Below are 20,557 nucleotides of genomic sequence, written 5' to 3'. Positions count from 1 at the left end.
TGCATCACAGGCTGAAGGCGGCGTCGGACCTCTCGGAAAAGTGCTCTCAGGTCCGACGCCACGGCCTACGTCCCGCAGCGGGCTGGGGGACCGGCACGTCGCGGAGGTTGCGGGCGACGATGTCGGCGAACTCGCTACACGTCGAATAGCGATCGGCCGGATTCTTCGCGAGGGCCTTGGCGAACACCGAATTGAGCGCAGACGGAAGCCACGGTCGACGTCGGGTCAGCAGCGGCGGGTCGTCGCGCAGATGCGCGTTGGTGATGGCGAATGCCGTCGTACGTGGGTAAGGCGGAGCGCCGGTGAGGAGTTCGGTGAGCGTGCAGGCGAAGGCGTATTCGTCTGTTGCCGGTGAGAGTTGCTTGGCCTGAAGGAGTTCCGGAGATGCGTAGGCGATCGATCCCTGAACTCGGCCGTTGCGCGCGAGTGGCCGGTTGTCGTCGACTAGCTGCGCGATGCCGAAATCGGAGAGCAACGCGTCGGTGTCGGGGCGTGTCGACGTCAGCAAGATGTTTGCGGGCTTGACGTCTCGATGTAGGACGTCGCGGGAGTGCGCGAAATCGATTGCCGCCGCTATCTGTTGGGCTACCCGGACGAAGGTCGGCACCACCGGTTCTGTCGTGGGCGACGGGATCAGCGCGATCGCGGCGGGACCGTCGACATATTGCATGGCGATCCACAACGTCGGCGGAACACGGTCGGCGGGGACACCGAGAACCTGCGCTCGACGGATTGTCTGTGCGTCGGGTTGCATCTGCCCGCGCGTATACATCTCGACGATGTTCGGGTGGTGAAGTCGGGACGCGATGGTGAACTCGCGCTCGAAACGTTCCGCAGCCCTGGTGTGGCCGGTCTCGTCGGAATGCAGGATTTTGAGTGCTTGTGGCGTGCGCTCGTCGCCACGGTGAACGCGGTACACATCAGCACTACTGCCGCTACCCACCAGCGCATCGATGGTGTAGCCGGCCACGTCGGTTCCCGGCTGGTACACCTCGTCAGAGTATCTGTGCGGTGACCAGCCGGTGCGACCGATGGTCAGTCGGTGGGCGTCAGACGGAAGATCGGGAACACTCGGCCCTGCGCAGTCTTCGTGTACTCGATGAACTGACTCGACATCGACGTGAAGGTCTGCCACGCCTGCTCTCGAGCGGCCGGATCGAGCTCTGTAGCGGTGGCGGAGTGTGTCTCGATGCCGCTACCGTCCGAGGCCCATTCGACGGTCACGTGTGGGTTCTTGCGCAGGTTGTAGACCCACGACGGATTCTTCGGCGAACCTGCTGCGCTGCCGACGATGAACCGTCCGCCCGCTCCGTCTGGTAGTCCGAGAAGGGGACTGACGCGGTCGGCGCCCGACTTTGCGCCGGTGGAATGCAGCACCACGAGGTGGCGTCCGAAGCCCATGGCCGACACGGTGCCGTCGTTCTCATGAAACTCGTCGATGATCTGCGAATTGAAGTCGCTCATGTTTGACCATTGTCTACCGAGTCTGCGTCGGCGTCGGCGAAACGCACTTTTGTTATGCGCATGCGTCCGTCCAACTCGCTCATCGGTGATCGTCACGAAGCCTAGGCTTGGAACTCATGAGCAGTGCGCCTCTCGACGAACTGATCGCCTCGCTCGGCGATCAGATGGTCGTCACCGATCCCGACATCCTTGCCGGCTACCGCCACGATCGTGCCAACGACCCCGACGCCGGCACGCCGATGGCGCTCATCCGACCCGTGACGACGGCCGACGTCCAGGTCGTCGTGCGGTGGTGTGCTGCGCACGGAATCCCGGTGATCACCCGCGGTGCCGGGACGAGTTTGTCCGGCGGGGCCACGGCGGTCGATGGAGCCGTGATGCTCTCGACCGAGAAGATGAGGAATCTGACGATCGATACCGCGACCCGCACGGCGGTGTCGCAGCCGGGTCTGTTGAACGCCGAGGTCAAGGCTGCGGCTGCGGCACATGGGCTCTGGTATCCGCCCGATCCGTCGTCGTTCGAGATCTGTTCCATCGGAGGCAATGTCGCCACCAACGCGGGCGGGCTCTGCTGCGTGAAGTACGGCGTCACCACTGATTACGTACTCGGCCTCGAGGTCGTCCTCGCCGACGGTCGCGCGATCAGAATCGGCGGCAAACAGCTCAAGGATTCGGCGGGGCTGCCGTTGACGAAGCTGTTCGTCGGCAGCGAGGGGCTGCTGGGCATCGTCACCGAGGTGACGCTGCGGCTGTTACCGCCGCAGGCGTCGGCGTGCACGGTGGTCGGAACGTTCGCGTCGGTGCACCACGCGAGTGAGGCGGTGCTCGCGATCACCGCCAGGATCCGACCGGCCATGCTCGAATTCATGGACTCGGTGTCGATCAACGCCGTCGAGGACCTGCTCAAGATGGGACTCGATCGGGAGGCGGGAGCCCTGCTGGTTGCCCAGTCCGACGCTCCGGGACCAGCGGGCGTCGCTGAGGTGGAACTGATCGAGAAGGCATTCTCGGAGTGCGGGGCGACCGAGGTGTTTGCTACGTCCGACGCTGCCGAGGGAGAGGCGTTCACCGCTGCGCGCCGCGCGGCGATTCCTGCCGTCGAACGGCTCGGATCGCTACTGCTAGAGGATGTCGGGGTTCCGTTGCCAGCCCTGCCGGAGTTGATCGACGGGGTCGAGGCCATTGCGATGGAGAACAGGGTGATGATCTCGGTCATCGCGCACGCGGGTGACGGCAACACACATCCGTTGATCGTGTTCGATCCCGCTGACGCCGACGAGAGCGCGCGTGCGCAGACGGCCTTCGGCCAGGTCATGGATCTCGCGATCAGTCTCGGCGGGACGATCACCGGCGAGCACGGCGTCGGACGATTGAAGAAAGGATGGCTGCCCGATCAGCTCGGACCCGATGTCATGGAACTCACGGCGAGAATCAAAGCCGCCCTGGATCCGGAGGGGCTGCTCAACCCCGGTGTACTTCTCTGAGGTGAAAAAACTCCGGTCCGCATGTCGCAACGCCCCCTCTGTGCTGCGACATGCGGACCGGGATCGAGCACAGCTATCGTCTTCAGATGGAAGGCGCTGACTCCAAGCTTGTACCGCTGATGACACTGTAATCATCTTTTGCACAACCATCCATCGAGAATATCCGGACAATTGTCAATCTCAGGTTGATAATGGGAGCTATGACGAGTTCATCTGATCGTGACCTGGACCTTCGGCGTCTCAGAATGTTCGTCGAAGTGATCGAAGCGCCGTCACTACGTGTTGCGGCCGAGCGTCTGTTCATCTCGCAGCAGGCCTTATCGTCGGCGATCAGGGATCTGGAGCGACAACTCGGTGTGCAGCTGTTCTCGCGGTCGCGTCGATCACTCACACCGACTGCTGCCGGAACGGCACTGTACGAGGGTTCGGTCCCACTGCTCGCGGGCGGCTCGCACCTCGCGTCGGAAGTGCGGATGGTCGACGCTCAGAATCCCGACCCCTACGTGATCGGATACACCCAGGGCCTGGCGCCGTCGGAGGTCTTCCAGGTGATCGAGGGGGCGGTCCAGCAGGACGCGTCGATGCCGATCACCGTGCGCCCGGTTGCCGCGGAATTCATCCGTGAGGAGCTCCTCGCCGGCAGCATCGATCTCGCACTCGCCCGCACGGTGGAGGCTCCGCCCGATCTCGCCGGCGCCATCGCGACCAGTCACGAACTACGTCTCGCGGTCAACGCGCGCCACCCGCTCGCCGCGCATGAGACGTGCGCGATGAAGGACGTCGCGTCGTGTCAGATCGTGATCTCCGAGCTCGAACCCGACTACACCAACATGATCGTGTCGTACTGCCGTCGCGCGGGCTTCGAACCCGAGATCATCGTCTCCAACCTTCGAGGCACCCCGCCGCACACGTCGGTGATTGCACATCCACAGGCGGTCGCGTTCGTCACGAACCAGCCCGGCTGGCTGTACGACGACCAGATCCGCGTGATTTCGTTCGAGAATCCACCGCTGACCCCCGTCATGGCGATGTGGCTGCCCAACACCGCACCGCGCATGCGCAACCGCATCCTCGACGCTGTTGGCGTCAGTGCCGTTGCAGAATCGCAGTGAGATCTGCGCCGACGGGAAGAGTGCCGTACTCGGCTCCACGATCGTCGCCCAGTCGAGCCGCGATGAAGGCCTCCGAGACCGGCGTCGGCGAAAATCGCACCAGCAGTGAGGCTTCGAGCGCAAGAGCCATGGATTCGACGACGCGCCGCGCTCGACGCTGAGCCGACGACGCGTCGAGCGTTGCCAACTCGGAGAGCTGCGTACGGACGTTGTCGAGATGGGCGTCGAGGATTGTGCTGGCGCCGCGTGCGAGATTGACCTCCGCGTCGAATGCGGCGATCGATTCGGGTTCGCGTGTCATCGCGCGCAGCACGTCGAGTGCGATGACGTTCCCCGAGCCTTCCCAGACGGCCATCACCGGCTGCTCGCGGTAGCGCATCGCCAAGGGGAAGTCCTCGGTATATCCGTTTCCGCCAAGGCATTCCAGTGCCTCGTAGGCGTGGTGCGGACCGCGCTTGCAGATCCAGTACTTGGCGACCGCCGTGGCTAGCCGGCGGAAGGAGCGCTCGGTGTCGTCGGCATCCTCGTCGTGTGCCCGAGCGAGGCGCATCGCGGTGACGGTTGCGGCTTCGGACTCGAGCGCCAGATCGGCGAGCACCGCAGCCATGGCCGGTTGGTCGGCGAGACTTGCGCCGAAGGCTGCACGATGACGGGCGTGCCAGGTGGCTTCGGCCACCGATTGCCGCATACCGGCGGCGCTGCCGAGCACGCAGTCGAGTCGCGTCTGTGCGACCATCTCGATGATCGTCCGTACACCGCGGCCCGGCTCGCCGACCATCAGGGCGACGGTGCCGTCGAGTTCAATCTCGCTCGACGCGTTGGACTTGTTGCCGAGCTTGTTCTTGAGGCGCTGGATGCGGAACGAGTTGCGGGTGCCGTCGGGCAGGATTCGGGGGAGGAGGAAGCACGAGAGTCCCTCTCCGCCAGCACCTTCCGCCTGAGCGAGGACGAGAAACGCGTCGGACATCGGTGCCGAGCAGAACCACTTGTGTCCGGTGAGGAGGTACTCGGCGCCGGGACCGCCAGCGCCGACCGGCCGAGCGACGGTGGTGTTGGCGCGAACGTCGGAGCCTCCCTGCTTCTCCGTCATGGACATGCCGAAGATGGCCGACGACTTGTCGGCCGAAAGATCAGGGGAGTAGCTGCGCGACAACGCTTTCGGCACCCATTGAGCGGCGACGTCCGGTTGTAGCTCAAGCGAGGGGATCACGGCGTGTGTCATCGACACTGGGCAGGCGTGTCCCGGTTCGATCTGTCCGAACAGCATGAAGATCGCCGCACGGGCGACGTGCGAGCCCGGCTGCGGGTCGGCCCAGCAGCGGGTGTGCGCGCCGTGTTCGACTGCCGCGGAGATGATCCGGTGGTAGCTGGGGTGGTACTCGACCTCGTCGATTCGGTTGCCCCAGCGGTCGAAGGTGTGCAGTTCAGGCGTGATGGTGTTGGCCAGCTTGGCGTCGTGCTGGAACTGTGCGCTGCCGACGAGTGTGCCCACGTCGGTGAGTTCGTTTGTGGCCCAAGCGGCGTCGTGACGGCTCACGGCCTCAACAAGCACGGTGTTGAGCTCGTACTCGTTGATGTCGACCCGCGGGGCCGACTGGTTGAACACCGTGTGTGTCACGTGCGGTTGTGGGCGCGTGGTCGGGGTGGTGGAGGTCATCGTGCTGCCTTTCGTCGATCGCCGCGCGGGCCGAGGTGCTCCCGCCGGTCGAGCTGCTCTCTCCGCTGGTCGAGTTCCCCACGCTGGTCGAGCCCTTCTCGCTGGTCGAGCCTTCCCCGCTGGTCGAGCTTGTCAAGACCACCTAGCCGCGCGTTGAGAACCTCCTCGGAGATGCCGAGGTTTGTGAAGATCACCGTGACCGCGTCGGTGAGCGACGGCCCCAAACTGTCGTCGGTCGCCGACTTCTGCACCGCCAGACCGAAAATCGCCGACCAGAACGCTTTGGCCTCGACGTCGATCGAGGCACGCAGCTGCCAACCGGTGCGCACCAGTTTCTGCATGAGCGCCTTCTCGCCGCGCTCGTGCAGGGTGTGAAGCGTGGTCGTGATGAGCTCTCGCAGATCATCGCGTCGTGAGACCAAAAGCATTGCGGTGGTGAACATCTCGACGCCCCGGAGTTCCGGTCCAAGCAGTGTGGTCACGAGTGTTTGGGCGTAGTCGCGGACTGTCGGAGTGGCCTCGGCAGCCTCCTCGGCGTGGCGTCCCGCGCGGAGTACCGCGGCACACGCCACCTCGACGAATAGTTGTTCCTTCGAGCCGAAGTAGTACGTGACCTGGTTGGGAAACGTGCCTGCGCGTTCGCAGATCTGCGCGACCGACGCGGTCTCACCCTCCGTGCGGAACACGTGGTCGGCGGCGTGCAGCAGTGTTTGGCGCGTCTGCTTCCCTGCGCTACGCGTCGCACGCTGCGGTGTAGAAGAAGCCACGCCACCTCGCTGTTTGTATGCCCGACAAGTTTGTATGAGACACAATAAACGCCACGGACGTCGAGGTCAACGGTGGTGGGTGGTGGTCGTGGACAAGTATTGCGGTGTCCCGGACCGATCGCCAGGGAGAGTCCAATTCTCGCAGTGCGAACCGCATCGCCGTCCTCGCGGGCGCTGATCACTAGTGTTAGCTCATGCGAATAGGACTGCACGCAGTGGGAATCGGTACCGGTGCGGATCCCGCCATCATCGCGGCAACCGCGCGTCACGCGGAGGCGCTGGGGTTTGCGACGCTGTGGTGTGGGGAGCACGTGGTCATGGTCGACGAGCCGGTGTCGCGGTATCCGTATACACCTGACGGACGGATCGCTGTGCCGGCCGAGGCCGACTGGCTCGATCCCATGACGTGCCTTGCGTTTGCCGCTGCCCATACGTCGACGATCCGGTTGGCCACCGGCATCCTGCTGTTGCCGGAACACAATCCGGTGATCATGGCCAAGCAGGTGGCGTCGCTGGATCGTCTCAGCGGCGGACGATTCACGCTGGGCGTGGGGATCGGTTGGTCTCGCGAAGAATTCGACGCTCTGGGTGTTCCGTTCGAACGTCGGGGGCAACGAACGGCGGCATATGTCGCGGCGATGCGCGCACTGTGGACCGATGAAATCGCTTCCGTTGACTCCGAGTTCGTGTCCTTCCGGGGTGTGCGCGTCAACCCGAAGCCGACGCAACGTCACCTGCCGATCATCCTCGGCGGCAACAGCGATCGTGCGTTGACGCGCGTCGCCGAATGGGCCGACGGCTGGTACGGCTTCAACGTCGACGGACTCGATGAGGTGGCCGATCGTATGGCGACGCTGCGGGCGCAGTGCGCCGAGCGTGGCCGCTCGGCGGACGACCTTTATATCGCCGTCGCACTCCGGTCACCGTCGAACGCTGATCTCGGTGCGCTCGAGGATCTCGGTGTCAGCGAGCTCGTCATCGTCGATTCGCCACCCGATGAGGCCGACGCCGTCGAAGAATGGACAGCGACGCTTGCGCAACGATGGTTGGAGCGCTGAGGGGCAAGCCAGATCAGATGTCACCTATCGATGCAGCAGTCCCGAAGCAATGGAGGGATTTGGATCTGTTGCTTCTGAAAGTGACTGCGAGGTGTGGCTTCTAAGGCACCTGTCGCCTCGCATCTCGGTGACGCCCCACCCGTATGCCATCGCTACTGCCGCCGGGATCTTTGGGGATGATTCGATATCGACAGCGCGTCGACGTAGTCGGCAACGACGGTGCGCCCACTGCGGGAATGCCATCACCGCTGCGCCGCGGCTGTATCAGCAGCTGCCCAGGGATTCGCCAGGGCTTCTCGAAGTGGTTCTGGTGCACCGTCTTCGGTTGCGGTCATGCCGGAAGCGGCCGGGAATGCCTCCATCATGGAGTCGGGGAGCGGAGTGTCTGTCGACACTGACCTTTCCGGCGTCGAGTAGCACATCAGCCGGTAAGCCCCCCATGCCCCTTGGGAACTCTGGGTGGCATGATTCACGGTGCACCTAGTCGGCACGAACCAGTTCCGCGAGCCGCTGCTGGGTGGGGGAGTCTTCCTCGGCGAAGTTGAGGATGAGTTGTTGTTCTGGCGCGCCGGCGTATCGGAAGATTTCCCAGTCGAGGACGAGTTGTCCGGCGGCGGGGTGGTTGAGGGTTTTGGTGCCGAAGTCTTGTCGTGCGACGTGGCGTGCCGACCACCATTGGCCGAATTGTCGGTCGGCGATGGTGAGTTCGCCGACGAGTGCGGCCAGGGCGGGGTCGTCGGGGTTGGCTGCGGCTTCGCGCCGCAGGATCGCTACGCATGAGCGTGCGACCGAGGGCCAGTCGTCGAACAGGGTGCGCATGAGTGGGTCGGTGAAGATCAATCGGACGTAGTTGAGCTCTCGCGGATCGCAGGCGTCGAAGTCGACGTAGACCTTGGCGGCCAGGCGGTTCCAGGCGAGGATGTCGGTGCGCGGGCCCAGGACGATGGCAGGGGTGTCGGCGAGTTGATCGATGAGGCGTCGGACCTGGGGACGGATACGACTGGCTGCGCGTGCGGGTTTCGTCGTCGCCGGTTGGTGGCCTGCGTGGTCGGCGAGACTGTCGAGGTACTCGGCCTGGTCGCTGTCGAGGTGCAGGGCATCGACGAGCGCGGTCAGCACCGGCGGTGACGGGGCGAGTCGGCCCTGTTCGATGCGGGTGTAGTAGTCGGTGCTGATCGACGCCAGTTGTGCGACCTCTTCACGCCGTAAGCCGCTGACGCGGCGTCGCTGATCGAGTTCGGGTAGGCCTGCCTGTGCGGGGGTGAGTTCACCGCGCCGCGTTCGTAGGAACGCGCCGAGTTCTTTGAGGTGTGGCTCAGGGCCGCGGGTAGGCATTCCTTCAGCGTACGAGTGGTGCGTGGTGGTGCTCATGGAAAGAGATCAACTCCGGGTACGAGTGATGCGGTGTTCTGCATCCCAGCAGGATGCAGAACACCGCTCTCGTGTGGCTCGTCAGGGCGTTGTCGGTACGGCGCCGATCAGAGGTGTTCGCCGAAGAACGGGATCACGGTCTTGAGTGCCTCGCCGGCGCCCTTTGGCTGGTCGTAGAGGTCGTAGTGCGATACGTCTTCGAGGACAACGAGTCTCTTGTCCTTCGACGCGGCGCGTTCGATGATCTCGTGCCCGTCACGATAGGCGCCGAAGGCGCCTTGCTTGTCACCGACGACGACGAGCAACGGCTGGGTGAGTAGTTCCTCGGCGAGGTGGAAGGCATCCCAGCCGAGTGCCACGGCACCGTGGCCGGCTTCGAACAACACGCACCCGTTGGATGCTTGGCCGCGGTCGGTGCGGTAGTAGTCGTAGGCCTCGATGATGTCGATGTCGCCGACCTGCTGGGCTGCCTCGGCGGACTCGGGAAGCAAACCGCTGACGACGGGATCGCCACCGCGCGCATACTCCGAGCGTTGTGTCCCAATGGTTTGCAGGGCTGCGATCACGCCGTCGGCGGCCGCTGCATTCTCGCGGATCATCCGGCCATAGTTCACGCCTGTGATCGACACGACGGCCTTGAACCGCTTCTCGGTCATCGCGGCGTTCAGTGTGTAGCCGCCACCGCCGCACACTCCGAGGACACCGATGCGATCGCTGTCGACATACGGAAGTGTTTCGAGGTGGTCGACGACGTGGCGGAAGTCCTCCACACGTTGGGTGGGATCTTCGATGAAGCGTGGCGTGCCGCCGCTTTCACCCTGGAAACTGGCGTCAAAGGCGATCGCGACGTAGCCGGCGTCGGCCAGTGCGGTCGCGTAAATGTTGCCCGCGGTCTGCTCCTTGCACGAGCCGATCGGATGCGCCGCAACGATCGTGGGGTAGCTGGTGTTCTCGTCGAAGTTCGGCGGGAAGTAGATGTCCGCAGCGATATCCCAATACATGTCGGGGTTGCGGAATGTGACGTGCTTGATGTTGGTTGCCGTGGCGGTGGCCATCTCGGCGCCTCCTCTTCTGGGTGACTGGCTGATAAGACCAGTCTGCGAGGTGACTCGGCACCGCGGCAGGACCGAAACGATCCTAGGAAAGATCATTCCTAGGAACATCGAGTCACGAAACGACATAGGCTCGTTCAGGTCGACGAGGCCCATGGATTCGACGAGGTAGTGGCTGATACACCCTGCGCAGGATGATCGCGATAGAAGGCCAGGTGGGCGCGTGCGGCCGCCTCCCAGGTCAGTGATCTCGCAAGAGACCTGCCGTGATGTGCACGCTGTGCGTCTGGGGTTCTCGCGGCGAGGATTCCGTCCGCGAGGGAGCCCGCGCTCTCCGCGTACATGACTGTGTCCCCGAAGACCTCGCGCAGGATGGGCAGTTCACGCGCCACGACGGGGCGAGCGGCGGCGAGTGCCTCCATTGCTGCGAGTCCGAACCCTTCCTTGGTGGAGGGGAAGGCGAAGACTTCCGACGCAGCCACCAGTGACGGCAGCTGGTCGTCGTCAACCGGGCCGAGGACCGTCGGCTGTAGTCCGAGTTCGGTTTGGCGGCAGTCGAATTCGCTCCGGTAGTCGCGATAGTCGAAGAGGGTCTCGCCTCCGGCGAACACCAGACCGAGGTCGGGGTCGGTGTCGCGCACGAGCGCATAAGCGTCGAGCAGGTCGATGCTGCCCTTGCGTGGTTCGATGCCTCCGACCGCGAGTACGTACCGTCCCAGTCGATTCCGCCAACCCTCGCGACGCGCGATGGCCTCCGGAGTGTTCGACGCAGCATCGTGGAATCGGGCGAAGTCGACGCCGTTCGGAATCACGGTGGGGGACAGGCCCCATCCGGCTCGCACCTCGTCCGCGACACCACGCGACACGCATATCCGTGCATACGGTGCGACCACAGCCTTTTCGTGGCACTCCGCCAGGATCGGGGTGGTGAACTGATCGAGATGATGAATCGTCCGGATGCAGTGGCCGACAGCGTTCGCGCTGATGCAGTCCTGTGCATGGACGATATCGTATTCGTCGGCCGTGAACGCGGCGCGCAACGAATCGATCGACCGTACTATCCGTTCGGTGATCGACTCGTCATCCCGGTTCTCGAAAGGAACAAGACGTTGGTGCACAAAGGGATCGACGGTCCGGAAGAATCCCTGATCGCCGCCACGCGCCAGACTCCAGACGGTCACCTCCGCGCCGAGTCGGCCAAGTGCCTCGGCCAGGTTCAGGGTGTGCACCACCCCGCCACGTGGCTTGGTCGAGTAGGTGATCAGCGCAATGCGCACTATTCCTCCGTTGCCGATTCGCTTACCCGGTACACGTCCGGACGTAGTTCTGCGAGATGATCGAGAACCCTACGCGCACGCGAAATCTCGGCATCGACGTTGACACTCACCTGTGCCATGCCGCCCTTCGATCGCGTCGTCGCCAGGATCTCACCACCCGGCCCGACCACCTTCGCCTGGCCGAGGAACCGGAGTGATCCGGTGACCCCGGTGAGATTCGACGAGACAACGAAGACCTGGTTCTCGGCGGCGCGGGCGCAGTCGTACAGGTCGAAAAGCCGTGACTGCCGGTCGGCAGGCAAGCGTGCGGCACGGTCGGTCACGCTTGCGGGCCACGCAGACAGCGCAGCGATGACGCGTGCGCCGTCGAGAGCAAGTGTTCTGGCCGATTCGGGAAAGGTCTTGTCGTAGTCGATGAGCATGCCCAGTCGCCCGACCGGGGTATCGAACGCGTGGAAGGAGTCGCCTGCGGAATAGGCCTCGCTCTCGCCTGCAGGCTGATGAACCTTGCGGTGACGACCGAGGATTCCGTCACCCGACACACAGACCGCAGTGTTGAACCTGCGGTCTGCATCGGCCTCCGTATAGCCGATGCAGACTGTCATGTCGCCTGCCGCAGCGATGATCGCCGCCAACTCGGGTCCGTCCGGGTCGAGTGCCGGTGGTAGCTCGTAGTGATCGGGCGCGCGCAGATCGCCGATGTACCCGCCGATCGACGCGTCGGGAAAGACGAGAAGATCGACGTTGTCGCGCGCTGCGACCTCGATGATGCCGAGCGCCTTGGACAGTCCCCGTTCGACGTCGCGTCCGAAGTGCGCGGCGAGCGCCCCCAGCGTCACCGTGGTCATGTCATCGAACCGGTCATGTCATCGAACCCTACCCATCGGTACTGCTGTCATGCAGTGCCAAGGCCGGTCACAGAGTTGGCGACGGCTACTGTCACTTCACCGTCGGGCCACCGCAGACGGACCCCTGGCTCGGTAGTGAGCCTTCCACATGCCGCCGACGTCGCGGGGCCTGGCGTGGTAGTGAGCGGACGGCGGTCGGCGGTCAGCATCGCGTAACCGGGAAAGCACGTGAGCCACGATCCCATGTCAGCGCTTGCGGGACGCGGAATGGCAGCGACGTCGAGTTCGGCGCCGGTCCCCGACGCCTCGGCGAGCATGCCGAGAGTGCCTGTGATCCCTGCCATGCTGACGTCTTTCGCTGCGGCGGGACGTGTTTCGCTCACGAATCGAGCCATAGGCGCTAGCTCTGTCGTGCTTCTACTGCTGGTGCTGTCCCACTGCGTTCCGTGGTATCCCGGACGCCAACCGCCTCCGAGATCAACCGTCAGCGAGACGACGTCGCCCACCTGACCCCCTGCCGCCGCCACCGGATGGTCAGTTCGCCCCAGCGCCGTCACCGAGAGGGAGGCGGGCACGCCGACCTGGGTGTGACCACCGAGAACCGGCGTCTGCCACGCCTTCGCCGCATCCGAGAGACCCCGGATCACCCTCGTCAGTTGTCCTCGAGTTGGCGCGCCAACGGCATCGAGAAGTCCCACTGGAGTTGCTCCCATCGCGGTCAGGTCGTTGATGTTCACCAGCACCGAACACCATCCGGCCCATTCGGGATCGCGCTCCACCATCGAGGGAAGAATCGCGTCGCAGGCGGCGATGACATCGGTGCCCGGCACCGGTGTTCCGTCGTCGCCGCGGAAACCCTTGGGCCCCAGACCGTCGGGTTGATCTGCCAACGGGCTGAGAACCTCGGCCAATATCGCCTTCGTGGCTTCTACGGTCCGTTGTATCCGACCGATAGGCCACCGCATCCGACGATGAGTTCGTCCGGCGATCGTCTCGCCGGCCCCGCAATCACGCCAGCCGAGGGACAAGAACATCGGCGCGTAGCGGTCCTGGACAGTCGCATCGAACCGTACGACACCGATCGACTCGGCATGAGCACACGCGGCCCGCACGAGAGCTGCCCCGATCCCGGCGGAGTGCTGGGGGTCGAGCACGACCAGACGGCTACCCGACCACCAACCGATGTCTGGAGTGTGGTTGGGCGCCAGACGAACTCCGCCGACGACAGCACCATCCCGGGTGACCGCGACCAGAACGACGGTCCGGGGGTCGTCATCGATGTCGTCGCGGTCCGACGCGTCGAACAGTCCCTGACGTTCGACGAACTCGCGATGGCGTAGTGCGTGATGGGCGGTCACCGTGGACGGTTCGTCGGCAACTCGGATGAGGAAGGGCGGCGGAGCCGGGGGTTGGCCGGCCAGTATCGAGAGATCACGGTGGGCGGTTCCGTACGGAGTCGTGTCTCGACCATCGAGAATCATGTCACCCTCCGACGTTCGGTAACACGCTGCACGCGCCACAAGCCGCGCAACCCGCACGTTGATCCGACCCCGACATGCCGATCAGTTGCAGATGTCCGGCGACCTCGCGGCTGATCTTCTCCACGATGGCGGGATCGGGGGCCCGCGCGTCGTCGACGTCGACGGCGAGGGTACCGACATGTGGTCGGAAGGGAACGATGAACGGATACACTCCTGAGTCCGCGAGTTGCTGTGCGCCCCGGATCATCTCGTCCGGGTCCTCACCAAGACCGACCAGGAGGTAGGTGGACACCTGGTTTCGGCCGAACACTCGGACGGCCTCGTCCCAGGCGGCGCGGTATTCGTCGAGCGACACAGTTGCCTTGCCGGGCATCCAACGCCGACGAACATCGTCGTCGAGCGATTCGACGTGTATGCCGATCGCGTCGGCTCCGGCCTCTCGAAGTTCGGTTATCGTGTCGATCGTGGCGGGCGGCTCGCACTGCACCTGGATCGGAAGGTCGGGCACAGCGGTTTTCACGGCACGGACGCAGCGCGCCAAGTGTTTTGCGCCGCGGTCGCGGCCCGCCGACGTGCCCGTGGTCATGACCATCTGCGAGACACCGTCGAGTTCGACGGCTGCACGCGCGACTGCCGCGAGGTCGGCGGGCTTCTTCACCGCGACTGTCGACCCCGACCGCAGTGACTCCTCGATCGAACAGAATCGACACCGTTGATCGGCGTCGTAGCGGATGCAGGTCTGTACGACGGTCGTGGCAAGAACATTGCTGCCGTGCAGTTTCGCGATCTTCTCGTAGCTGACGCCCTCGTCGGTGACCAGGTCGTAGAACCGCGGACGAGAGACGGCTTGTACGTCGAGTCCGGTGTCATGGCCGTCGTAGAGGACACGGTCGCCGTCGAAGCTGAACGGGCTGGCCGGATTTCGTGGGATCGCAGCGTGTAGGCCGTCGATCATCAGGTGTCCGTCGTCGGTCGGCCCGGCACCACCGGTCCGGTTGACGGGAGGGGTGCCGCGGATACCCAGCAGGGCGAGATCTGTACGTGTGGAAACGGTCACGTGTGTGCTCCGTTCGGTGGAGAGTGGAAGTGAAGCCGAGACATCGATGGCCCGTCACGTCTGGTTGGCTGTCAGGAAGCGACGCGGACGTGTTCGTGCGTGTCGTCGAGCGCTTCGATGATCGAGTCGGCGACGTACTTTGCGTCGGCGTCGATTCCGAGGAATCGTCCCGACCCCCAGGTGTGCATCCACGGCAGTCCGATGAAGCTCAGGCCGTGTACCTGGGTGATTCCACGCGTTTGCATGGGACGACCCCCGCCGTCGAACGCACTCGCTTCGATCCAGCGGTAATCCGGTCGGAATCCGATCGCCCACACGATGCTGGTGACGCCCGATTCGATGAGATCGAGATGTGTGGGCTCAGCGTCGGGCTGCCACACGGGTTCGTATCGCGATGGTGGAGGTGCTTGAATCTCGTGGGCGTCGATGTAACGGTCGATGTCGGCGCAGATCGAGTTGTACACGGAATCGGCCTTGTCGAGCGCTGAGCGCAGTGTCGGCGCGAAGGTCAGTCCTGAGTCCTTGCCGCCCGTGAGCGAGCCGTAGAGGCGCATGCCCTCTGTGGCGAACTGGCGGAGGTCGACGTCGCGGCCACCGTCTCGGCCCGTCACGTAATGGTTTGTCTTCTCCTGTGCCGCTTTGCCTCCCGGGTACTGTGCGGTGGGGGTGTCGTACAGGCCCATGTCGGCCAGCCACGTCATGCAGTCCCGTCCCCGGTAACGTCGTGCAACCCGCGGTGCGTTGCCGACTGCGAGATGCACCTGACGGCCTGCCAGATGAAGGTCTTCGGCGATCTGTGCTCCCGACTGCCCGCTCCCGACGACGAGGACAGCGCCATCCGGAAGCTGTTCCGGGTTGAAGTACTGCTCGGAATGCAGTTGCTGCACCGAGGAATCGAGTGCTGCCGCGTAGGGCGGTATCACTGGGAGTGGGTAGCCACCCGTCGCGACGACGACCTGATCGCACGTGACCAGTTCGACGTCTTCGCCGGATTGGAGGGTGAGTTCGAAAGTCGCCGAGTCGATCTGACGTAGCCGGGTTACCGTCGTATGCGTTCGGATCGGGGCGTCGAATGTCTCGAGCCACCCGCCCAGCCACTCGACGACCTCGTCTCGGGTCATGAAGCCGTCGGGGTGGGGACCGTCATAGGCGTAACCGGGGAGGTGGCAGTGCCAGTTCGGAGTGACGAGAGTGAAGTTGTCCCACCGTGAGTCGGCCCAGGCGTGCGTCGGGGTCTTGGCTTCCACCACAAGGTGTTCGACGTCGGCCTGACACAGATACCAGCTGACCGACAGGCCGGCCTGGCCACCTCCGACGATGACGACCGGCACGTGAGTGGAATGAGCCGGTGTGCTCATGAGGAGGTCTCCAGGGTCGACGGGGCTGGCAACGGCGGATACATGTCGACGATGTGCACATGCTCGCGCGAATCGAATCGTGCTGCCGCTTCAGTGATCTCATCGATCGTCGCGGCTGCCGACGTACATGCGAATCCATACTTCGCGCGGACTCTTTCGGCTGCTTCGCGCAGAGCCGTTGTGGAGCGCTCGCGGAAGTCGCCGACGGTGTACTGCTCACCGGCCCTGAGATGGTCATGCATCACCAGGCTCGGCGAGTAACAGTTCTGGGTGGCTCCGTCTGGCCACCGAACCACGAATGTCATCTCAGGCATGGGCCAGATCCCTCCACCCTGCGGTGCCTGTCGCGTCGAGTTCGGTGAGCGGTCCGTAGACGTCGGGTCGGCGGTCGCGCAGATGGAACATTCCGCCGCGCATCGTCGTGAACGTCTCGGCGATGTCGATGTCGGCGACAGCCATGCCCTCCGACAGCAGGGTGGTTGCCAGTACATTGCCGCCGGGGTCGACGATCTTCGCGTTGGCGACGTAGCGCAGCGATCCGAACGTCCCAGACTGGTTCGAGGCGATCCAGAACACCTGATTGTCGAGCGCTCGTGCGGCGTCGAACAGGTTGAACCGGTAGGTCCAGCGGTCCTCCTGGAGGTTGTCCGCAGTCGCAGTTCGAGCGGCAGGCCACGCCGACAGGCTGGCGATGATCTCGGCGCCGTCGAGTGCCATCAACCTGGCTGCCTCGGGAAAGGCTTTGTCGTAACAGATCTGGAGTCCGACGCGCCCGACCGGCGTGTCGAAGACGCCGTAGTGGGTGCCCGATGAGTACGACATGTTCTCACCGAGTGGTTGATGCACTTTTCGGTAGCTGCCGTAGATCTGTGCGCCGTCGAGCAAAGCTGCAGCGTTGTAACGGGTTTCGCCGTCGTCGGCCAACTCGCAGAAGCCGATCGCAATGACCATGTCCCCCGCGATTGCCTGCACACGGCGAATCTCGGGACCGTCGAGAGTGATCGCAGGCGGAAGTGATCGTGTCGTGTTCTTGATGGTGTCGCCGTGATTGCCCAGCGACGAGAGATAGCCACCGATCGCCGCTTCGGGGAACACGAGGAAGTCGACGCTCGCACGCCTCGCCTCTGCGACGAAGTGTTCGATGGTTGCGTAGTTCTGTTCGAGATCGCGCGAGAAATTCGCCGCGACTGCTGCCACTCTGGTCATGTCAACCCCGGAACATGGTCGAAGTATGTTGTGCGCATTGTCATCTCAGACCATGTAGGTCGAGTTGATGATCGCGCCCTTACGGGCGTAGTGGATGACTGCATCCTGCACGTCGAGTGGATGGGCGGGGATCACGCCCTGGATGAGGTCTTCTTCTCGACCGCCGTGCAATGCCAGTCCGAACCGGCAGCAGAAGACGGTCCCGCCCTCGGCGATGAACGTGGCCAGGGAGTCGTTGATGTTCTGCTCGCCCGGGAAGCCGGAGTCGCCTGTCTTCGGGAAGCCGCGTGTGGCAAGGCAATTGATGGCACCCGGACCGTAGAAGTAGATCGCCGACTCGAAACCCTTGCGGAGTGCGCGGGTGGCTTGCAGGACTGCGACGAATGACACCGACGACTCGTGGGCGATGCCGTGTACCAGGGTGAAATACGTTTCGCCGTCCTCTGCCTGGTAGTCGGGGAAGATCTTCGTCCCGCCGTAGATGTTCGAGCCCTTGGGCAGGGAGGGATGGGGAATCTCGTTGAGGGACTTGGTGATGTTGTCGCTGATCGACGCGTCGAAGGAAGACACGATGCTCCTCGGGGTGCTGCCGCGAGTCCACGCGGACGGGTGAAGGATGGGGAGGCGACATTGCCTCGAGAGTGGAGCCGACGCTTCGCTGCGGGGCGTGTGCTGGTCGTTTCGGCTGCATCAGTAAGTTCACGCTCGAGATATTTCGTGGTGGTTACGCGCGGAATAACTCATACGCGGCAGCGCGTAACCAATGCCGATGGCGTCCGAAAATGGCGTCCGAAAGATGGTGGGCAGGCGCGTGTGCTCAGAAACTCGGCGGCGTACCCACGAACAGGAACCGGGTCTCGGCGTCGGACTCGTTGTGCCAGCGATGCGGCAACATGGCCGCGTAGTGGATGGTGTCGCCAGCGCCGAGTGTGTAGTCGCGACCGTCGACCGTCATGTGCAGCTCGCCCGTGATCACGAAAACGAACTCCTCACCCGCGTGCGTGTTGTCGGAGTCCTGCTCGGTGTGAGGTCCTGCCGTGACTTCGTTGCAGTCGAGGAGACGTGTTCCCGAAATGCAAAAGCGGACAGAGGCGTTCGGTCCGAGGTCGTAGCCGGGGGTGTCACTCGAGCGGGAGACTGTCGTTGGCATTCGGTCGCTCTGCTCGAGCAGGGCGTGCGCGGTGGTGCCAAGGGTCTGGGCGATCTTGTGGAGGTTGAGCACACTCGGCGTCGTATTGCCGTTCTCGACCTGACTCAGGAACGGCTGCGACAGTGCAGTCTTCTTGGCGACTTCAGAGAGGGTCATCCCCAGGTTCTTGCGCGCAACCCGGATGGCGGCGCCCAGTGCGCGGGCGAGGTGATCCTGGTCGTCCTCCATTCGGGCAACTTATCAGGCGGAGATGCCGCCTCGGATGCGGCGAAGAGCTGTGACATGCGAGCCAATATTGATTCAGGTAATATTCCATTCATGCTGCAGGTCGCAGCCCGCGATCACCCCTCCCGCACACGTGTGTGTCATCGGTGATCGTGCTCAGTGAAAGCAACATTCAAGCCATGAATACACAAGAAGACTCCTCAATGTTCTCGGTGCCCGTAGTCGACATCACCCCCTACGTGGACGCCGACAGCACTGCGGCAGACCGCGCGCGTGTCGCGGCCGAGATGGACGCAGCGTGCTCAACCGTCGGTTTCATCCAGATCCTCGGACATGCCATTCCAGGAGGCGTATGGGCTGGACTGGGCGAGGCTGTCGACGACTTCTTCGGTCAATCGCTCGAAGACAAGAAGAGCTATGTGGCACAGGGTAATCAGGGGTACTCACCGCCCAAGAGCGAGTCGCTCAGTCTGAGCCTGGGTCTCGAAGCGCCGAGCCGGATGAACGACTTCTTCGAAGCCTTCAACGTCGGTGTCGAGGCGAGATCATTCACCGGCCTCAACCTCTCCGAGGACGACTACGGAATCAACGTCTGGCCCGATGTCGATGGCTTTCGGTCGAAGGTGGAGAACTACTTCGAGCACGCTTCTCGTGTTGCGCGCGTCCTGACGTCGGTCTTCGCCGACGCGTTGCGGGTGCCGCAGGGTTACTTCGACGCCATCACGGACCATTCGATCGACGTGCTGCGGATGAATAACTACGCGCTGCCCGAGGGCACTGTGTCGCTCGACGGTGAGCTGACCGGCATGGGCGAGCACACCGACTTCGGCATCGTCACGGTTCTCTGGGCCGACCAGGTCGCCGGATTGCAGGTGCTCGGACGCGACGGCGTCTGGCACGACGTGTCGCCCATAGATGGTGCGCTGCTGGTCAATCTGGGTGACTTGACTGCTCGCATGACCAATGACCGGTGGATGTCGACGCTGCATCGGGTCAAGCCGCCGATCGTCGACGGGACGATCAAGCGCCGTCGATCTGTGGCGTTCTTCCATGACGGCAATGTCGACGCGACGATCGAGACGCTGCCAAGCCATCTCGAATTCGACAACGGGATGGCCTACGAGCCGATCGTGGTGCGCGATCACATCGCGGCGAAGCTCGCCGGTTCGCGTCAGGGCAAGGCCAACACCGCAGCGGTGCGTGAGGCGGCACGGGTTCTGTCAGCGGGCAAGCCGCAGTGACGCAACGTCCTACCGCGGTGTTGATCCACGGCGCGTGGGCGGGTCCCTGGGTATGGGATCGCGTGCGTGAACCCCTGCTGCGGGCTGGTGTCGAGTCGATCGCGGTGACGTTGCCGGGCGTCGGCCCCACCCTCGACGAGCCGGCCGAACTCGACGACATCGCCATCGCGGTGATCGGTCAGGTCGCCGACGTCGACGGGCCGCTGTTGCTCGTCGGCCATTCGGGCGGTGGGATCGTGGCCACCCATGTCGCAGAACAGATCTGTGAGCGAGTGTGCGGCGTCGTCTATGTCGCCGGCATGATGCTGCCCTCGGGCTGGGGGTTCGGCAGATTGTGCGACGACGCGGGGCTGCGTGCTCCGGTCGGGATTGCAGCCTTCTTGGACTCGACAGATGATTCGACGGTGACGTCGGTCAGCCCCGAGGCGGCAGTTAGCGTGTTCTTTCACGACGCCGATCCCGCCGACGCGATCGCCGCGTCGAGAATGGTTGCGCCGCAGCAAGAGTCGGGACGCCTCATCTCGCCGTTGTGGACCCCGGAGCGCTTTGGCCAACTACCCCGCCTCTACATAGAGGTCACGCGGGACCGATCCGTGCCGCTCGTGGCGCAGCGCCACATGCAAGAGCTCGTTCCGGGAGCGCGGGTGGTGACCCTCGACAGCGATCATGGGCCACAACTCTCACAACCGGCAGCTGTGGTCGACGCGATCCTCGCGGCCGTCGGTGCGCGGGAATGGTCGTGATTGCGC

Annotated in this window: 20 protein-coding genes; 5 read left to right on the top strand and 15 right to left on the bottom strand. The window is 64.0% G+C overall.

Going from position 1 to position 20,557, the window contains the following annotated elements; translation table 11 throughout:
- Nucleotides 1-46 precede the first annotated feature (46 nt).
- Together A5777_RS20490 and A5777_RS20485 are read right to left on the bottom strand one after the other, a co-directional pair.
- Nucleotides 47-991 (bottom strand): serine/threonine-protein kinase, encoded by a 945-nt coding sequence (locus A5777_RS20490; RefSeq protein WP_064864165.1) that lies wholly within the window; start codon nt 989-991, stop codon nt 47-49.
- 44 nt (nt 992-1,035) lie between these two features.
- A complete protein-coding gene (locus tag A5777_RS20485; protein WP_064864163.1) occupies nt 1,036-1,464 on the bottom strand; it encodes a nitroreductase family deazaflavin-dependent oxidoreductase in 429 nt (142 codons plus the stop codon).
- A gap of 116 nt (nt 1,465-1,580) precedes the next feature.
- On the opposite strand from A5777_RS20485, the gene A5777_RS20480 reads away from it, so the two are divergent.
- Together A5777_RS20480 and A5777_RS20475 are read left to right on the top strand one after the other, a co-directional pair.
- Complete coding sequence (locus A5777_RS20480) at nt 1,581-2,948, top strand: FAD-binding oxidoreductase (RefSeq protein WP_064864161.1); 1,368 nt, start codon at nt 1,581-1,583, stop codon at nt 2,946-2,948.
- 200 nt (nt 2,949-3,148) lie between these two features.
- Nucleotides 3,149-4,060, top strand: coding sequence for a LysR family transcriptional regulator (locus A5777_RS20475; RefSeq protein ID WP_269447017.1), 912 nt, complete (start codon nt 3,149-3,151; stop codon nt 4,058-4,060).
- Here the strand turns inward: A5777_RS20475 and A5777_RS20470 are convergent.
- Both A5777_RS20470 and A5777_RS20465 read right to left on the bottom strand, forming a co-directional pair.
- Nucleotides 4,035-5,717 carry an acyl-CoA dehydrogenase family protein gene (locus A5777_RS20470; RefSeq protein ID WP_064864159.1) on the bottom strand — a complete coding sequence of 561 codons (1,683 nt, stop codon included), beginning with the start codon at nt 5,715-5,717 and terminating at the stop codon, nt 4,035-4,037. The genes A5777_RS20475 and A5777_RS20470 overlap by 26 nt on opposite strands.
- Nucleotides 5,714-6,484, bottom strand: a complete 771-nt coding sequence (locus A5777_RS20465) for a TetR/AcrR family transcriptional regulator C-terminal domain-containing protein (RefSeq protein ID WP_064864157.1) — start codon at nt 6,482-6,484, stop codon at nt 5,714-5,716. Before A5777_RS20465 ends, A5777_RS20470 begins: the two co-directional genes overlap by 4 nt.
- Nucleotides 6,485-6,678: 194 nt before the next feature.
- Here A5777_RS20465 and A5777_RS20460 point away from each other — a divergent pair, with 194 nt between their 5' ends.
- Complete coding sequence (locus tag A5777_RS20460) at nt 6,679-7,542, top strand: LLM class F420-dependent oxidoreductase (protein ID WP_064864155.1); 864 nt, start codon at nt 6,679-6,681, stop codon at nt 7,540-7,542.
- A gap of 480 nt (nt 7,543-8,022) precedes the next feature.
- Here the strand turns inward: A5777_RS20460 and A5777_RS20455 are convergent, their stop codons facing one another.
- The 11 genes from A5777_RS20455 to A5777_RS20405 all read right to left on the bottom strand — a co-directional run bounded on the left by A5777_RS20455 (nt 8,023) and on the right by A5777_RS20405 (nt 18,570).
- Nucleotides 8,023-8,877 (bottom strand): helix-turn-helix domain-containing protein, encoded by an 855-nt coding sequence (locus tag A5777_RS20455; protein WP_064864186.1) that lies wholly within the window; start codon nt 8,875-8,877, stop codon nt 8,023-8,025.
- A 143-nt stretch (nt 8,878-9,020) separates the two neighbouring features.
- Nucleotides 9,021-9,968: an alpha/beta hydrolase gene (locus A5777_RS20450; RefSeq protein ID WP_082933772.1), complete on the bottom strand. Its 948-nt coding sequence runs from the start codon at nt 9,966-9,968 to the stop codon at nt 9,021-9,023.
- Nucleotides 9,969-10,102: 134 nt separating this feature from the next.
- Nucleotides 10,103-11,242 carry an MSMEG_0565 family glycosyltransferase gene (locus A5777_RS20445; protein ID WP_064864153.1) on the bottom strand — a complete coding sequence of 380 codons (1,140 nt, stop codon included), beginning with the start codon at nt 11,240-11,242 and terminating at the stop codon, nt 10,103-10,105.
- The gene (locus tag A5777_RS20440) at nt 11,242-12,090 is read right to left on the bottom strand and encodes a carbon-nitrogen hydrolase family protein (protein WP_064864151.1); all 849 of its coding nucleotides are present in this window, start codon (nt 12,088-12,090) and stop codon (nt 11,242-11,244) included. Before A5777_RS20440 ends, A5777_RS20445 begins: the two co-directional genes overlap by 1 nt.
- A 47-nt stretch (nt 12,091-12,137) precedes the next feature.
- Nucleotides 12,138-13,571, bottom strand: a complete 1,434-nt coding sequence (locus A5777_RS20435) for an MSMEG_0567/sll0787 family protein (RefSeq protein ID WP_064864149.1) — start codon at nt 13,569-13,571, stop codon at nt 12,138-12,140.
- 1 nt (nt 13,572) lies between these two features.
- Nucleotides 13,573-14,628: an MSMEG_0568 family radical SAM protein gene (locus A5777_RS20430; protein ID WP_064864147.1), complete on the bottom strand. Its 1,056-nt coding sequence runs from the start codon at nt 14,626-14,628 to the stop codon at nt 13,573-13,575.
- Nucleotides 14,629-14,699: 71 nt separating this feature from the next.
- Nucleotides 14,700-15,986, bottom strand: coding sequence for an MSMEG_0569 family flavin-dependent oxidoreductase (locus tag A5777_RS20425; protein ID WP_064864145.1), 1,287 nt, complete (start codon nt 15,984-15,986; stop codon nt 14,700-14,702).
- Nucleotides 15,983-16,300 (bottom strand): MSMEG_0570 family nitrogen starvation response protein, encoded by a 318-nt coding sequence (locus A5777_RS20420; RefSeq protein WP_064864143.1) that lies wholly within the window; start codon nt 16,298-16,300, stop codon nt 15,983-15,985. The genes A5777_RS20425 and A5777_RS20420 overlap by 4 nt, the downstream gene beginning before the upstream one ends.
- Nucleotides 16,293-17,192 carry a carbon-nitrogen hydrolase family protein gene (locus tag A5777_RS20415; protein ID WP_064864141.1) on the bottom strand — a complete coding sequence of 300 codons (900 nt, stop codon included), beginning with the start codon at nt 17,190-17,192 and terminating at the stop codon, nt 16,293-16,295. The genes A5777_RS20420 and A5777_RS20415 overlap by 8 nt, the downstream gene beginning before the upstream one ends.
- A gap of 45 nt (nt 17,193-17,237) precedes the next feature.
- Nucleotides 17,238-17,762 (bottom strand): MSMEG_0572/Sll0783 family nitrogen starvation response protein, encoded by a 525-nt coding sequence (locus tag A5777_RS20410; RefSeq protein WP_064864139.1) that lies wholly within the window; start codon nt 17,760-17,762, stop codon nt 17,238-17,240.
- Between the two features lie 247 nt (nt 17,763-18,009).
- Entirely contained in the window at nt 18,010-18,570 is a 561-nt protein-coding gene (locus tag A5777_RS20405) for a helix-turn-helix domain-containing protein (RefSeq protein ID WP_064864136.1), read from the bottom strand.
- Nucleotides 18,571-18,746: 176 nt separating this feature from the next.
- Here A5777_RS20405 and A5777_RS20400 point away from each other — a divergent pair, with 176 nt between their 5' ends.
- Both A5777_RS20400 and A5777_RS20395 read left to right on the top strand, forming a co-directional pair.
- Nucleotides 18,747-19,808, top strand: a complete 1,062-nt coding sequence (locus A5777_RS20400; protein ID WP_064864182.1) for an isopenicillin N synthase family dioxygenase — start codon at nt 18,747-18,749, stop codon at nt 19,806-19,808.
- On the top strand, nt 19,805-20,551 hold the full coding sequence (locus A5777_RS20395) for an alpha/beta fold hydrolase (RefSeq protein ID WP_064864134.1): 747 nt from the start codon (nt 19,805-19,807) through the stop codon (nt 20,549-20,551). Before A5777_RS20400 ends, A5777_RS20395 begins: the two co-directional genes overlap by 4 nt.
- The last annotated feature ends 6 nt before the right edge of the window (nt 20,552-20,557 follow it).

This window comes from Gordonia sp. 852002-10350_SCH5691597 (assembly GCF_001665715.1).
Classification (GTDB): domain Bacteria; phylum Actinomycetota; class Actinomycetes; order Mycobacteriales; family Mycobacteriaceae; genus Gordonia; species Gordonia sputi.
The sequence above is the reverse complement of the archived record's forward strand: the minus strand, read 5'-3'. Positions and strand labels throughout refer to the sequence as shown.

Excerpts from the sequence above, each read along its gene's own strand:
- A5777_RS20470 (WP_064864159.1), bottom strand. The coding sequence starts at position 5,717 with ATGACCTCCACCACCCCGACCACGCGCCCACAACCGCACGTGACACAC.
- A5777_RS20420 (WP_064864143.1), bottom strand. The coding sequence starts at position 16,300 with ATGCCTGAGATGACATTCGTGGTTCGGTGGCCAGACGGAGCCACCCAG.
- A5777_RS20425 (WP_064864145.1), bottom strand. The coding sequence starts at position 15,986 with ATGAGCACACCGGCTCATTCCACTCACGTGCCGGTCGTCATCGTCGGA.
- A5777_RS20405 (WP_064864136.1), bottom strand. The coding sequence starts at position 18,570 with ATGGAGGACGACCAGGATCACCTCGCCCGCGCACTGGGCGCCGCCATC.
- A5777_RS20415 (WP_064864141.1), bottom strand. The coding sequence starts at position 17,192 with ATGACCAGAGTGGCAGCAGTCGCGGCGAATTTCTCGCGCGATCTCGAA.
- A5777_RS20480 (WP_064864161.1), top strand. The coding sequence starts at position 1,581 with ATGAGCAGTGCGCCTCTCGACGAACTGATCGCCTCGCTCGGCGATCAG.
- A5777_RS20400 (WP_064864182.1), top strand. The coding sequence starts at position 18,747 with ATGAATACACAAGAAGACTCCTCAATGTTCTCGGTGCCCGTAGTCGAC.
- A5777_RS20460 (WP_064864155.1), top strand. The coding sequence starts at position 6,679 with ATGCGAATAGGACTGCACGCAGTGGGAATCGGTACCGGTGCGGATCCC.
- A5777_RS20485 (WP_064864163.1), bottom strand. The coding sequence starts at position 1,464 with ATGAGCGACTTCAATTCGCAGATCATCGACGAGTTTCATGAGAACGAC.
- A5777_RS20440 (WP_064864151.1), bottom strand. The coding sequence starts at position 12,090 with ATGACCACGGTGACGCTGGGGGCGCTCGCCGCGCACTTCGGACGCGAC.
- A5777_RS20455 (WP_064864186.1), bottom strand. The coding sequence starts at position 8,877 with ATGCCTACCCGCGGCCCTGAGCCACACCTCAAAGAACTCGGCGCGTTC.
- A5777_RS20435 (WP_064864149.1), bottom strand. The coding sequence starts at position 13,571 with ATGATTCTCGATGGTCGAGACACGACTCCGTACGGAACCGCCCACCGT.
- A5777_RS20475 (WP_269447017.1), top strand. The coding sequence starts at position 3,149 with ATGACGAGTTCATCTGATCGTGACCTGGACCTTCGGCGTCTCAGAATG.
- A5777_RS20450 (WP_082933772.1), bottom strand. The coding sequence starts at position 9,968 with ATGGCCACCGCCACGGCAACCAACATCAAGCACGTCACATTCCGCAAC.